Raw genomic sequence first — 12,134 nt, 5'->3', positions numbered from 1 at the left:
ATTCCGGCGAAGCGGTCAAGCTGTTCGTGGTGCGCAAAGACCCCAACCTGACCGCCGAAGCCATCCAGGAATTCTGCAAGCACGAACTGACCGCCTACAAGAAGCCGAAATACATCGAGTTCCGCGACGAGCTGCCGAAAACCAACGTCGGCAAAATCCTGCGTCGCCAGCTGCGTGACGAAAAGCAAGCCGCCTGAAGACCTGAATAGTTTCACCCCCGCAAAATGGGGTCAGGGTTAATTAAAAGTTGCACTTTTAATTAACCCTGACCCCATTTTGCTGTTCGGAACGGTGAAGCTGGCAAGGGTGGCGATGGGGCTGGCGGGGTTGCGCACGTCGTCCAGGCCCAGGAACTGCACGCGGCTGCGCTCGGGGCCGATGTCGAACAGCATGTAGCCGCGCTTGTCGCTGCGGCCGTATTTGAGCTGCGGGTTCATGTCGACGTATTGCAGCGTGCGCGCCTGCGCGCGCGAGCCGGAGGTGATGGAGGTGCCGCAGAACTCGGTCGCCAGCACGGGGTTGCCGGCGCCGGCGGGACGGCGGCCGTCGCGCGTGAGCTCGGCGGCGTAGAAGGTGTGCACGTCGCCGGACAGCACCAGCGGGTTGGCCGCGCCGCTGCCCTGCAGCGCGTCGTACAGGCGCTGGCGCGCCGCCGGGTAGCCGTCCCAGCCGTCGGTCCAGTAGCGGCCTGCCTCGCCGTTCACCAGCGGCACCTGGCTGCCGCCGGCCATCAGGGTTTGCTGCGCCAGGATGTTCCAGCGCGCCGTCGACTCCTTCAGCCCCTGTTCCAGCCAGCGCTGCTGTCCGCGGCCCAGCATTTCGCGCGCCGGGTCGCGCAGCTCGGCGCAGGCGCGCCAGTAGACCGAGCTGGAGCCGCCGCGCCCGACAGTGCAGGCTTGCGGCGCGCGGTGCTGGCGGTTGTCGAGCACGTGGAAGCGCGCCAGCCGGCCCCAGTCGTAGCGCTGGTGCATGCGCAGCGTGCCGTAGCCGCCGCCCTGCAGCGTGAGGCGGATCGGCTGGTGCTCGTAGTAGGCCTGGTAGGCGGCGGCGCGGCGCGCGGCGAAGGTGGCGGACAGTCGCTCGTCGCGGTCGGCGGCGTAGTCGTTGGCCACTTCGTGGTCGTCCCAGGTGAGTATCCACGGCGCGGCGCGGTGCGCGGCCTGCAGGTCGGCGTCGCTTTTGTATTGCGCGTAGCGGGCGCGGTACTGCTCCAGCGTGTAGCTTTCGTCCGAGCGCACGGCACGGCCGGGATGCTGGCGCTGGTAGGCGCCCCATTCGTAGATGTAGTCGCCGAGGAAGGCCACCAGGTCGGGCGCGGCGGCGGCGATGTGGCGGTGCGCGGCGTAGCTGCCGAACTCCCAGTGCTGGCAGGAGGCCACGGCCAGCTTGAGCGCGGCCGGCATACTGTCCGGCGCGGGCGCGGTGCGGGTGCGGCCCACCGGGCTGACGGCGTCGCCCAGCATGAAGCGGTACCAGTACCAGCGGCCGGGCTCCAGCCCGGCCACGTCCACATGCACGCTGTGCGCCAGTTCGGGGGCGGCCAGCGCGCTGCCCCTGGCGGCAATGCTGCGGAAGGCTTCGTCGTGCGCCACTTCCCAGCGCACGGCCATGGCCAGCGGCGGCATGGCGGCCGCGTTGAACGGGTCGTACAGGATGCGGGTCCACAGCACCACGGATGTGGGCAGCGGCGAGCCGGAGGCCACGCCGAGGGAGAAGGGGTAGCCGGCGCCGTTCAGGGCGCCCGGGCTGGGCTGCCCGGCGCCGCCGCGGGCGCGCGCCTGTCCACCTGGCTGTCCGCGCGCCGGCTCGCTGCCGGCGAGTGTGGCGCCGGCGGCGGCCATCGCGGCGAGCGCCGATAGACGGGCTCCGCTCAGCAGGAGGATGCGGCGTCCTGGCTCCATGCGCGGGCGACGTCGCGCTTACAGCAGCGTTTCCAGCGGCGGCACCTGGCGCGGCTTGCGGTCCGGGCCGGTGGCGACGTAGGTCAGCGTGGCTTCGGTTACCTTGACGGTGCACGCCTGCAGGCGGTTGCGCTCCGCGTACACTTCCACGTTCACGGTGATGGAAGTGTTGCCGACCTTGATGATGTCGGCGTAGAAGGACAGCAGATCGCCGACGAAGACGGGGTTTTTGAACACAAAGGAGTTCACCGCCACGGTGGCCACGCGGCCATTGGCGCGCCGCGTGGCGGGCAGCGAGCCGGCGATGTCCACCTGCGCCATGATCCAGCCGCCGAACACGTCGCCGTAGACGTTGGCGTCGGACGGGGCGGGCATGACGCGCAGTTCGGGCATTTTCCCCGGCGGCAGGCCTTGCCGTTCCGGCGCCTGGGGCGCGGCAGCTGCAACGGCCGCAGTGGTGGTGTTTTCGGGCGTGGTCATCGTGATGTCTCGGTAAGGGCTACAATTGGGACTGATTGTAAACCACGGAAGCCCCGTTTCGCCATGCGCCGCTCAGCCACCTCGCCCCCACCGCCACCCGCTCCAGACGCCGCCGGCAAGCCGCCGCGCAGCGACATGGCCACCCTGAAGACCCTGATTCCCTACCTGTGGGTCTATAAATGGCGCGTGCTGGCCGCGCTGCTTTGCCTGATCGGTGCCAAGATGGCCAACGTGGGCGTGCCGGTGGTGCTGAAAAAGCTGGTGGACGAGATGACCATTTCGCCGTCGCACCCGCACGCGCTGCTGGTGCTGCCGCTCGGCGCCCTGGTGGCTTACGGCCTGCTGCGCCTGTCGACCACGGTGTTCACCGAGCTGCGCGAGTTCCTGTTCGCGCGCGTGACGCAGCGCGCCGTGCGCACCATCGCGCTCAAGGTGTTCCGCCATTTGCACTCGCTGTCGCTGCGCTTCCACCTGAACCGCCAGACCGGCGGCATGACGCGCGACATCGAGCGCGGCACGCGCGGCGTCGGTTCGCTGATCTCGTACACGCTGTTCAACATCCTGCCCACGCTGGTGGAGATTTCGCTGGTGCTGGCCTACCTCGTTACGCATTACGACATCTGGTTCAGCGCCATCACCTTCGTGGCGCTGGTGTCCTATATCGTGTTCACCATCACGGTCACCGACTGGCGCACGCACTTCCGCCGCACCATGAACGACCTCGATTCCAAGGCCAACACCAAGGCCATCGATTCGCTGATCAACTACGAAACCGTGAAGTACTTCGGCAACGAGGACTACGAGGCCAGGCGTTACGACGAGGGCCTGCAGCGCTTCGAGTCGGCTGCGGTGAAGTCGCAGACCTCGCTGTCCTTCCTGAACACCGGCCAGTCGCTGATTATTGCCACCGCTGTCACGCTGATCCTGTGGCGCGCCACGCAAGGCGTCATCGACGGCAAGATGACCCTGGGCGACCTGGTGCTGGTGAATGCCTTCATGATCCAGCTCTACATCCCGCTCAATTTCCTGGGTGTGATCTACCGCGAGATCAAGCAAAGCCTGGCCGACATGGAGCGCCTGTTCTCGCTGCTGGACCAGAACCGCGAAGTGGCGGACGCACCGGACGCCAAGCCGCTGCACACCCAGGGCGCGCAGCTGCGTTTCGCGCACGTGGACTTCAGCTACGAGTCCAAGCGGCAGATCCTGTTCGACGTCGACTTCACCATCGCGGCCGGCACCACCACGGCGGTGGTGGGGCACAGCGGTTCGGGCAAGTCCACCCTGTCGCGCCTGCTGTATCGCTTCTATGAAGTGAACCAGGGCGCCATCACCATCGACGGCCAGGACCTGCGCGCGGTGACGCAGGATTCGCTGCGCCACGCGATCGGCATCGTACCGCAGGACACGGTGCTGTTCAACGACACCATCGAGTACAACATCGCCTACGGCAAGCCCGGCTCCAGCAAGGAGGACATCGTGGCCGCTGCCAAGGCGGCGTCGATCCACGACTTCATCGCCAGCCTGCCGGACGGCTACGCCACCATGGTGGGCGAGCGCGGCCTGAAACTGTCCGGCGGCGAGAAGCAGCGCGTGGCCATCGCGCGCACCCTGCTGAAGAACCCGGCCATCCTGATCTTCGATGAAGCCACCTCCGCGCTGGACTCGAAGGCCGAGCAGGCCATCCAGGCCCAGCTCAAAGAGATTGCCAGGCACCGCACCACCATGGTCATTGCGCACCGCCTGTCGACGGTGGTGGACGCGGAGCAGATCATTGTGCTCGACCATGGCCGCATCGTGGAGCGCGGCACGCACCAGTCGCTGCTGGCGGCGGACGGGCTGTATGCGCAGATGTGGCAGCGCCAGCAGGCCAAGGTGGAAGAAGAAGTAGAGTAAAAAAAAAGGCTTCCCGAGGGAAGCCTTTTTTAGGTCCGTGCCGAAGATTACGGCAGCGGCGAATCCGACAGTTCCTTGTCCAGCGGGGCAACCAGTTCGCCCTCCCACTTGGCCACCACGGCGGCGGCCACGCTGTTGCCGATCACGTTGGTGGCGGAGCGCGCCATGTCCAGGAAGTGGTCGATACCGAGCAGCAGCAGCAGGCCGGCTTCAGGGATGTTGAACTGGCCCAGGGTGGCGGCGATCACCACCAGCGAAGCGCGCGGCACGCCGGCAATACCCTTGGAGGTCAGCATCAGCACGGCCATCATGGTCAGCTGCGTGGCCATCGACAGTTCAATGCCGTAAGCCTGCGCGATGAACACGGTGGCGAAGGTGCAGTACATCATCGAGCCATCCAGGTTGAAGGAATAGCCGATCGGCAGCACGAAGGAGGCGATGCGGTTGCGCACGCCGAAACGCTCCAGACCTTCCAGCGTTTTCGGATAGGCCGCTTCGCTCGAGGCGCAGGAGAAGGCCAGCAGGGCCGGGCCCTTCATTTCGTTCATCAGGGCGAAGATGCGGCGGCCCAGGAAGATGAAACCGGCGAAGATCAGCAGGCCCCACAGGATGCCGATGCTCAGGTAGAACTCGGCCATGAACACGCCATAGGTGCCCAGCACGCCCACGCCGCTCTTGGCGATGGTGCCTGCCACGGCCGCGAACACGGCCACCGGTGCGAAGTTCATCACATAGCCGGTCACCTTCAGCATGATGTGGGCCAGGCCGTCGACCGCGTCCACCAGCGGTTCAGCCTTCACGCCCACCGCGGCGGCGGCGGTGCCGAAGAACAGCGAGAAGATCACGATCTGCAGGATTTCATTCTTGGCCATGCCGTCGATGATGGAGGCCGGCACCAGGTGGGTGATGAACTCTTTCAGCGACAGGCCGGTGGCAGCGATGCCGGATGGCGTGGTGACCGCCGGCAGGTGGCCCACCAGGGCGTCGCCCGGGCGGAAGATGTTGACCATGACGAGGCCCAGCAGCAGCGACATGACGGAGGCGATGAAGAACCAGCCCAGCGTCTTCAGGCCGATGCGGCCCACTTCCTTGGCGTCGCCCATGCGCGCGATACCTACCACCAGGGTGGCAAACACCAGCGGAGCGATGATCATCTTGATCAAACGCAGGAAGATGGTGGTCAGATAAGACATATACTCGGCAAAGCTGCCAGGATTGGCCAGGCCGACGTTGGCGAAATACCCCACGATGATGCCTAGCACCAGGCTAACCATGATGTAGGTTGTCAAATTATTGCGTGTTTTCATAGGCGGGGTTTCCTGTGGTAGTGTCTCTAAACTGCGCGCCATTGGGTAAATGGCCGGTAGAATGTTGTTTGTGTGATCAATAACTGAGCAAGTGTCGCAGTATCCTTGCGGCCCAGTAGCGTGTCAAGCAACTGTGTCACGAGGCATACATCGCGTGAAATAAACAGTTTGCGGGCCGAATTTTAAACGCAAAAAATGATAGCCATAAAAAAACTCAATAAATGGTACGGCCAGTTCCAGGTGCTCACCGACTGCAGCACCGAGGTGGCCAAGGGCGATGTCATGGTGATTTGCGGACCTTCCGGCTCGGGGAAATCCACGCTGATCAAGACCGTCAACGGCCTGGAACCGTTCCAGGAGGGCGAAATCATCGTCGATGGCACCTCCGTCGGCGCCAAGGGCACCGACCTGCCGGCGCTGCGCGCGCGCATCGGCATGGTGTTCCAGAATTTCGAGCTGTTCCCGCACCTCTCCGTGCGCGAGAACCTCACGCTGGGACAGGTCAAGGTGCTGGGCCGCAGCAAGGACGAAGCCAATGAGCGCGGCCTGAAATACCTGGACCGCGTCGGCCTGCTGGCGCAGCAGGACAAATTCCCCAACCAGCTGTCCGGCGGCCAGCAGCAGCGCGTGGCCATTGCGCGCGCCTTGTCGATGGACCCGATCGCCATGCTGTTCGACGAGCCCACATCGGCGCTGGACCCGGAAATGATCAATGAAGTGCTGGACGTGATGGTGGGCCTGGCGCAGGAAGGCATGACCATGATGGTGGTCACGCACGAAATGGGCTTTGCGAAAAAGGTGGCCAACCGGGTAGTATTCATGGACAAGGGCCATATCCTGGAGGACTGCTCGAAGGACGAATTCTTCGGCGCGCCGCGCTCCGAACGGGCAAAGGACTTTTTGGCGCGTATTATTCACTAGGCCATTTCGGAATCGGGCATCACGTTGTTGAACTTCTTACCGGAGGAATCATGACGTTGAAATCACTGCTGGCTATCTTCATGTGCATGGCCACCGCTACGGCGGCGGCGCAGGAACTCACCGGCACCCTGGCCAAGATCAAGCGCACCGGCACCATCACGCTGGGCGTGCGCGACGGCTCGGTGCCATTCTCCTACCTGGACGACAAGCAGCAGTACATCGGCTATTCGGTCGACCTGTGCATGAAGATCGTCACCGCCGCGCAGAAGCAGCTGGGCATGACGTCGGTGAAGGTGACGATGAACCCGGTCACGCCGGCCAACCGCATCCCGCTCATGGCCAACGGCACCATCGACCTCGAATGCGGCTCCGCCACCAACAACGCCGAACGCCAGAAGCAGGTTGCCTTCGCGCCCACCATGTTCGTGGTGGCCAACAAGCTGCTGGTGAAGAAATCCTCGGGCATCAAGAGCCTGGCCGACATGAAGGGCAAGCCGCTGGTGGTCACCGCCGGCACCACCACCCAGAAGCAGCTGACCATCCTGAACAACGAAATGGGCCTCGGCATGACCATCCTGGTCGGCAAGGACCACCCGGAGTCGTTCCTGATGCTGGAGACCGGCCGCGCGGTGGCGCAGGCCAACGACGACATCCTGCTGGCCGCGCAAGTGGCCGCCGCCAAGAATCCGGGCGATTACGAGATCACCAGGGAGGCGCTGTCGGTCGAACCGTACGGCATCATGCTGCGCCGCGAGGATCCGGCCTTCAAGCAGCTGGTGGACGCCACCCTGGCGCGCTTCTACCAGAGCGAGGACTTCAAGAAGGTGTACGACAAGTGGTTCATGTCGCCCATCCCGCCCAAGGGCATCAATCTCAATTTCCCCATGCCGCCGCAGCTGCAGGCCGTGCTGGCCAAGCCGACCGATTCGCCCGATCCGGCCGCCTATGCGGCGGTGCCGGCCGCGCAGCAGGCCGCCGCCAGGAAGAAACCGAAATAAGCCGGCGCCGGCGGCCGCAGCATGAACTACAACTGGAACTGGCGCATCTTCTGGGATGAGTCGCCGGACGGCGTCCACACCTACTGGGAAACGCTGGTTGACGGCCTGCAATGGACGCTGGCCGCGTCGCTGTGCGGCTGGATCATGGCGCTGGCGCTGGGCGTATTGATCGGCACCGCGCGCACCTTGCCCGACACCCGCGCCGGCGCCGTGCTGCGCCGCCTTGGCACCGCCTATATCGAACTGTTCCGCAACGTGCCGCTGCTGGTGCAGATGTTCCTGTGGTACTTCGTCATGCCCGAACTGGTGCCGGCCGACACCGGCGCCTGGCTCAAGGCGCTGCCGAACGCGCCCTTCGTCACGGCCGTCATCTCGCTCGGCTTCTACACCTCGGCGCGGGTGGCGGTGCAGGTCACTGCCGGCATCGAGTCGCTGTCGGGAGGGCAGGGCACGGCGGCGCTGGCGCTCGGCCTGTCGCGCTGGCAGGCCTACCGCTACGTGCTGCTGCCGCTGGCCTTCCGCGTCATCCTGCCGCCGCTCACCAGCGAATTCCTCAACATCATCAAGAACAGCTCCATCGCGCTGACCATCGGCCTGACCGAGCTGACCGCCAGCGCGCGCGCCATCCAGGAGTTCTCCTTCCAGGTGTTCGAGGCGTTTTCCGCCGCCACGCTGATCTACGTCACCGTCAACATCGTCGTGGTGGGTCTGATGCATCTGCTCGAGCGCAAGCTGGCGCTGCCCGGCACTTTCCAGTCCGGCGGGGTGCGCTGACATGTTCGCCGGCTTCGACTTCGACGTTATCGCCCGCTCCTGGGTCTACCTGTTCCAGGTCGGCATGCTGTTTACGCTGGAGCTCACCGTGTTCGCCATGCTGGGCGGCGTGGTGCTGGGCACCCTGCTGGCGCTGGGGCGCCTGTCTTCCAACCCGGTGCTGTCGCTGCTGGCGTCCGGCTATGTGAACCTGATGCGCGCCGTGCCGCTGGTGCTGGTGATCTTCTGGTTCTACTTCCTGGTGCCCTACATCGGCGCCTGGATCATCGGCTCGCCCGAGCCGGTCAAGGTGGGCGCATTCTGGTCGGCGCTGATCACCTTCATCCTGTTCCAGGCCGCCTACTACTGCGAGATCATGCGCGGCGGCATACAGTCCGTGGCGCGCGGGCAGATGCTGGCGGCGCAGGCGCTGGGCATGGGCTACTGGCAGGTGATGGGCCATGTGATCCTGCCGCAGGCCTTCCGCAACATGCTGCCGGTGCTGCTCACCCAGACCATCGTGCTGTTCCAGGACGTGTCGCTGGTGTACGTATTGTCGGTGGCGGACTTCGTCGGCGCCGCCAGCAAGGTGGCGCAGCGCGACGGCAGGCTGGTGGAAATGTACTTGTTCGTGGCGGTAGTGTATTTCGCGGCGTGCAGCCTGCTGTCCTGGCTGGTGCGCAAGCTGCAGCGCAAAGTGGCCATCATCCGGTAATATGCGCGCACTCGAATTTCCAGGGACACTGCCATGCCGTCGATGAAAACCCTCTCCGCCGCGCTGTTTACGCTCGGCCTGCTCCATAGCGCACACGCCACCGACAAGATCGCGGCCGACCTGGTGCTGACCCAGGCTACGCTGATCGACGTCGCAGCCGGCAAGGCCGTCAAAGGCAAGTCCGTGGTGCTCAAGGGCGACACCATCCTGGCCGTGGTGGACGACAAAGCGCTGAAGAACTACGCACCGAAGAAGACCATCCGCTTGCCGGGCAAATACCTGATGCCCGGCCTGTGGGACACCCATGTGCACTTCGGCGGCGGGCCGGAACTGATCGAAGAAAACAAGCAGCTGATGCCGCTCTACCTGGCGCACGGCATCACCGCCGTGCGCGACTGCTCGGGCGACCTGGCCGGCACGGTGCTGGACTGGCGCGCGCAAGTCGCCGCGGGCAAGATGAGCGGCCCCACCATCTTCACCTCCGGCCAGAAGCTGGAGGGCATCAAGCCGCTGTGGAAGGGCACCATCGAAGTCGGCAACCCGGCGGAAGTGAGCGCCGCGCTGGACCAGCTGCAGGGCCAGAAGGTGGACTTCGTGAAGATCACCGAAAACACGCTCACGCCGGCGCTGTACCTGGAAGCGCTGAAGCAGGCCAGGCAGCGCGGCATGCGCACCTCCGGCCACGTGCCGGTGCAGCTCACGCTGGACACCATGTTCAACGCCGGCCTGGGCACGGTGGAACACCAGTCCTACCTGCTGCGCGCAGCCACTCCGCGCGAGGCCGAGCTGACGGCGCAGGTGGCCGAAGGCAAGCTGACCAGCCGGGACGCCATGAAGCTGAGCCTGGAAAGCTACGACGAAGCGGCCGCGCGCGCCGCCTTCAAGCGCATGGCCGCCGCCGGCACGGCCATCGTGCCCACGCTGTACGGTTCCTACGTCACCGCCTATCTCGACAAGAACGACCACGGCAAGGACGCCTACCTGCAATACATCGGCAAAGGCCTGCGCGCCACCTACGACTGGCGCGTGCAGCGCGCCGCCAAGGACGGCCCGGAAGCGGTCGCCCTGCGCCACGCCCTGTTCGAGAAATCCGCCGCGCTGCTGCCCATCCTGGCGCAGGAAGGGGTCAGCATCGTGGCCGGCACCGACGCCGGCTTCCTGAACTCGTTCGACTATCCCGGCCAGGCGCTGCACGACGAAATCGGCCTGTACGTGAAATACGGCCTGACGCCGGCGCAGGCGCTGCAGAGCGCCGTCATCGCCGGCCCGCGTTTCCTGGGCAAATTGGACCGCTATGGCAGCGTAGCGGAAGGCAAAGCCGCCGACCTGCTGGTGCTGGACGCGGACCCGCTGCTGGACATCGCCGCCACCCGCAAGGTCCGCATGGTGGTCAGCCGCGGCACCGCGTACGACCGCGCCGCGCTCGACAAGATGTTGGCAGACGTGAAAGCCTGGGTGGCCGCACAGGACGCGAAGTAGTCATTCGTAATGTGACCACATGCGCAGGACGCGGACCGTCTTTCGGTCCGCGATGATTTCGTAGACCAGCCGGTGATGAATATTGATGCGCCCGGAATAGGTGCCCGCCAGATCGCCGACAAGTTTTTCGTAGCGCGGCGGAGTGGCAAGGGGATCTGACGCCAGGATGTCGAGCAGGACATGCGCCTTGTCTTTTAAGCCAGCGGCGGCGATTTTTTGCGCATCTTTCTGCGCCTGCCTGGTAAAAACCAGGCGCCAGCGCACCAGCTTAGTTCCTCGCTGCTGTTTTCCAACGGCTCGGCCATTCCTGCGCGTATGGACTCGCGCATGCCCGGCACGGACAGGACGAAAAGGGTTTCCTGTACTGCGGCCCAGTCCTCGGCCGAAACGAGCACGGCGCTGCCGTTTGGCCCGGTAATGGTGACCGGCGTATGATTGCTTGCCGTTTCATCAATCAAGCTATGAAGACGGGCGCTGGCGTCGCTGGCGGAAATCGTATCCATGAGTAGCCTCCACGTAGGATTTCACGGCACGCCACTGGCGATGCCCTGTCAAACGGTCTGCGCAACTGTGCGTCATGCCGGGCGCAGAGGGTAAAATGGCGGCATTCCTCACTGAGAGCAGCCGCCATGTCCAACATTGCAACCCCTGACAGCATCACCATCATCCGCCCAGACGACTGGCATTTGCACCTGCGCGACGGCGCCACCATGGCCAGCGTGCTGCCGCACAGCGCGCGCCAGTTCGGCCGCGCCATCGTCATGCCCAACCTGAAGCCGCCGGTCACCACCGTGGCCGCCGCCGAGGCCTACCGCAGCCGCATCCTGGCCGCGCTGCCGGAAGGCATGAGCTTCCAGCCTTTGATGACGCTGTACCTGACCAACAATACCGACCCGGACGAGATCCGCCGCGCCGTCGACAGCGGTGTCGTGCACGCCGTGAAGCTGTACCCGGCCGGCGCCACCACCAACTCCGACGCCGGCGTGACCGACCTGAAAAACTGCTACAAGACGCTGGAAGTGATGCAGGAACTGGATCTGCCTTTCCTGGTGCATGGGGAAGTGACCGATCCGGAAGTGGACGTGTTCGATCGTGAAGCGGTCTTCATCGAACGCGTGATGCGCCCGCTGCGCAAGGACTTCCCGGAGCTGAAAGTGGTGTTCGAGCACATCACCACCCGCCAGGCGGCAGAATACGTGGCTGAAGCGGAAGGCCCGATCGCCGCCACCATCACCGCGCACCACTTGCTGTACAACCGCAACGAGATCTTCAAGGGCGGCATCCGCCCGCACTACTACTGCCTGCCGATCCTGAAGCGCGAAGAGCACCGCCTGGCGCTGATGACGGCCGCCACCAGCGGCGACGAGCGCTTTTTCCTCGGCACCGACTCCGCGCCGCACGCGCAGGGCGCCAAGGAACACGCCTGCGGCTGCGCCGGCTGCTACACCGCGCTGCACGCGATGGAAATGTACGCCGAGGCCTTCGAGCGCGCCGGCGCGCTGGACAAGCTGGAAGCGTTCGCCAGCCTGAACGGCCCGGCCTTTTACAACCTGGAGCCGAACGCCGGCACCATCACCCTGCGCCGCGAGCAGTGGACGCTGCCGGCTACGCTGCCGCTGGGCGAGCTGGAGGTGGTGCCGCTGAACGCGGGCGAAACCATCAATTGGAAGATGGCGTAAGGCTGGCT

13 protein-coding genes are annotated in these 12,134 nt (G+C 65.0%); 8 read left to right on the top strand and 5 right to left on the bottom strand.

What is annotated here, in order from left to right; all coding sequences use genetic code 11:
* A partial coding sequence (locus AC6H42_RS02985; RefSeq protein WP_497547378.1) for an AMP-binding enzyme occupies positions 1 to 197 on the top strand: 197 nt, incomplete at its 5' end.
* 39 nt (positions 198 to 236) lie between these two features.
* On the opposite strand, the gene AC6H42_RS02980 is transcribed toward AC6H42_RS02985, so the two are convergent.
* Positions 237 to 1,901, bottom strand: a complete 1,665-nt coding sequence (locus tag AC6H42_RS02980) for an alkaline phosphatase D family protein (protein ID WP_497547377.1) — start codon at positions 1,899 to 1,901, stop codon at positions 237 to 239.
* Between the two features lie 18 nt (positions 1,902 to 1,919).
* Positions 1,920 to 2,381, bottom strand: coding sequence for an acyl-CoA thioesterase (locus tag AC6H42_RS02975; RefSeq protein WP_057152629.1), 462 nt, complete (start codon positions 2,379 to 2,381; stop codon positions 1,920 to 1,922).
* A 63-nt stretch (positions 2,382 to 2,444) separates the two neighbouring features.
* On the opposite strand from AC6H42_RS02975, the gene AC6H42_RS02970 reads away from it, so the two are divergent.
* A complete protein-coding gene (locus tag AC6H42_RS02970) occupies positions 2,445 to 4,274 on the top strand; it encodes an ABCB family ABC transporter ATP-binding protein/permease (RefSeq protein WP_057152631.1) in 1,830 nt (609 codons plus the stop codon).
* Between the two features lie 47 nt (positions 4,275 to 4,321).
* Here AC6H42_RS02970 and AC6H42_RS02965 read toward each other — a convergent pair whose 3' ends face one another.
* Entirely contained in the window at positions 4,322 to 5,581 is a 1,260-nt protein-coding gene (locus tag AC6H42_RS02965) for a dicarboxylate/amino acid:cation symporter (RefSeq protein ID WP_057152634.1), read from the bottom strand.
* A gap of 195 nt (positions 5,582 to 5,776) precedes the next feature.
* On the opposite strand from AC6H42_RS02965, the gene AC6H42_RS02960 reads away from it, so the two are divergent.
* From AC6H42_RS02960 to AC6H42_RS02940, 5 genes are read left to right on the top strand one after another with little or no spacing between them, the layout of a single operon-like run.
* The gene (locus tag AC6H42_RS02960; RefSeq protein ID WP_057152636.1) at positions 5,777 to 6,502 is read left to right on the top strand and encodes an amino acid ABC transporter ATP-binding protein; all 726 of its coding nucleotides are present in this window, start codon (positions 5,777 to 5,779) and stop codon (positions 6,500 to 6,502) included.
* Between the two features lie 50 nt (positions 6,503 to 6,552).
* Positions 6,553 to 7,500, top strand: a complete 948-nt coding sequence (locus tag AC6H42_RS02955) for an amino acid ABC transporter substrate-binding protein (protein ID WP_057152638.1) — start codon at positions 6,553 to 6,555, stop codon at positions 7,498 to 7,500.
* Between the two features lie 21 nt (positions 7,501 to 7,521).
* On the top strand, positions 7,522 to 8,274 hold the full coding sequence (locus AC6H42_RS02950) for an amino acid ABC transporter permease (RefSeq protein WP_497547376.1): 753 nt from the start codon (positions 7,522 to 7,524) through the stop codon (positions 8,272 to 8,274).
* A 1-nt stretch (position 8,275) separates the two neighbouring features.
* Positions 8,276 to 8,968 carry an amino acid ABC transporter permease gene (locus tag AC6H42_RS02945; RefSeq protein WP_057152642.1) on the top strand — a complete coding sequence of 231 codons (693 nt, stop codon included), beginning with the start codon at positions 8,276 to 8,278 and terminating at the stop codon, positions 8,966 to 8,968.
* Between the two features lie 33 nt (positions 8,969 to 9,001).
* The gene (locus tag AC6H42_RS02940) at positions 9,002 to 10,447 is read left to right on the top strand and encodes an amidohydrolase family protein (RefSeq protein ID WP_497547375.1); all 1,446 of its coding nucleotides are present in this window, start codon (positions 9,002 to 9,004) and stop codon (positions 10,445 to 10,447) included.
* On the opposite strand, the gene AC6H42_RS02935 is transcribed toward AC6H42_RS02940, so the two are convergent.
* Both AC6H42_RS02935 and AC6H42_RS02930 read right to left on the bottom strand, forming a co-directional pair.
* Positions 10,448 to 10,711, bottom strand: coding sequence for a Txe/YoeB family addiction module toxin (locus AC6H42_RS02935; RefSeq protein ID WP_057152644.1), 264 nt, complete (start codon positions 10,709 to 10,711; stop codon positions 10,448 to 10,450).
* Positions 10,642 to 10,950 (bottom strand): type II toxin-antitoxin system Phd/YefM family antitoxin, encoded by a 309-nt coding sequence (locus AC6H42_RS02930; protein ID WP_082551439.1) that lies wholly within the window; start codon positions 10,948 to 10,950, stop codon positions 10,642 to 10,644. The genes AC6H42_RS02935 and AC6H42_RS02930 overlap by 70 nt, the downstream gene beginning before the upstream one ends.
* A gap of 126 nt (positions 10,951 to 11,076) precedes the next feature.
* On the opposite strand from AC6H42_RS02930, the gene pyrC reads away from it, so the two are divergent.
* Entirely contained in the window at positions 11,077 to 12,126 is a 1,050-nt protein-coding gene (gene pyrC, locus AC6H42_RS02925; protein WP_497547374.1) for a dihydroorotase, read from the top strand.
* The last annotated feature ends 8 nt before the right edge of the window (positions 12,127 to 12,134 follow it).

Source organism: Massilia sp. NBRC 108631 (assembly GCF_059704565.1).
The sequence above is the reverse complement of the archived record's forward strand: the minus strand, read 5'-3'. Positions and strand labels throughout refer to the sequence as shown.

Coding starts and splice junctions, on each gene's coding strand:
- AC6H42_RS02980 (WP_497547377.1), bottom strand. CDS start 1,901: ATGGAGCCAGGACGCCGCATCCTCCTGCTGAGCGGAGCCCGTCTATCG.
- AC6H42_RS02975 (WP_057152629.1), bottom strand. CDS start 2,381: ATGACCACGCCCGAAAACACCACCACTGCGGCCGTTGCAGCTGCCGCG.
- AC6H42_RS02970 (WP_057152631.1), top strand. CDS start 2,445: ATGCGCCGCTCAGCCACCTCGCCCCCACCGCCACCCGCTCCAGACGCC.
- AC6H42_RS02965 (WP_057152634.1), bottom strand. CDS start 5,581: ATGAAAACACGCAATAATTTGACAACCTACATCATGGTTAGCCTGGTG.
- AC6H42_RS02960 (WP_057152636.1), top strand. CDS start 5,777: ATGATAGCCATAAAAAAACTCAATAAATGGTACGGCCAGTTCCAGGTG.
- AC6H42_RS02955 (WP_057152638.1), top strand. CDS start 6,553: ATGACGTTGAAATCACTGCTGGCTATCTTCATGTGCATGGCCACCGCT.
- AC6H42_RS02950 (WP_497547376.1), top strand. CDS start 7,522: ATGAACTACAACTGGAACTGGCGCATCTTCTGGGATGAGTCGCCGGAC.
- AC6H42_RS02945 (WP_057152642.1), top strand. CDS start 8,276: ATGTTCGCCGGCTTCGACTTCGACGTTATCGCCCGCTCCTGGGTCTAC.
- AC6H42_RS02940 (WP_497547375.1), top strand. CDS start 9,002: ATGCCGTCGATGAAAACCCTCTCCGCCGCGCTGTTTACGCTCGGCCTG.
- AC6H42_RS02930 (WP_082551439.1), bottom strand. CDS start 10,950: ATGGATACGATTTCCGCCAGCGACGCCAGCGCCCGTCTTCATAGCTTG.
- pyrC (WP_497547374.1), top strand. CDS start 11,077: ATGTCCAACATTGCAACCCCTGACAGCATCACCATCATCCGCCCAGAC.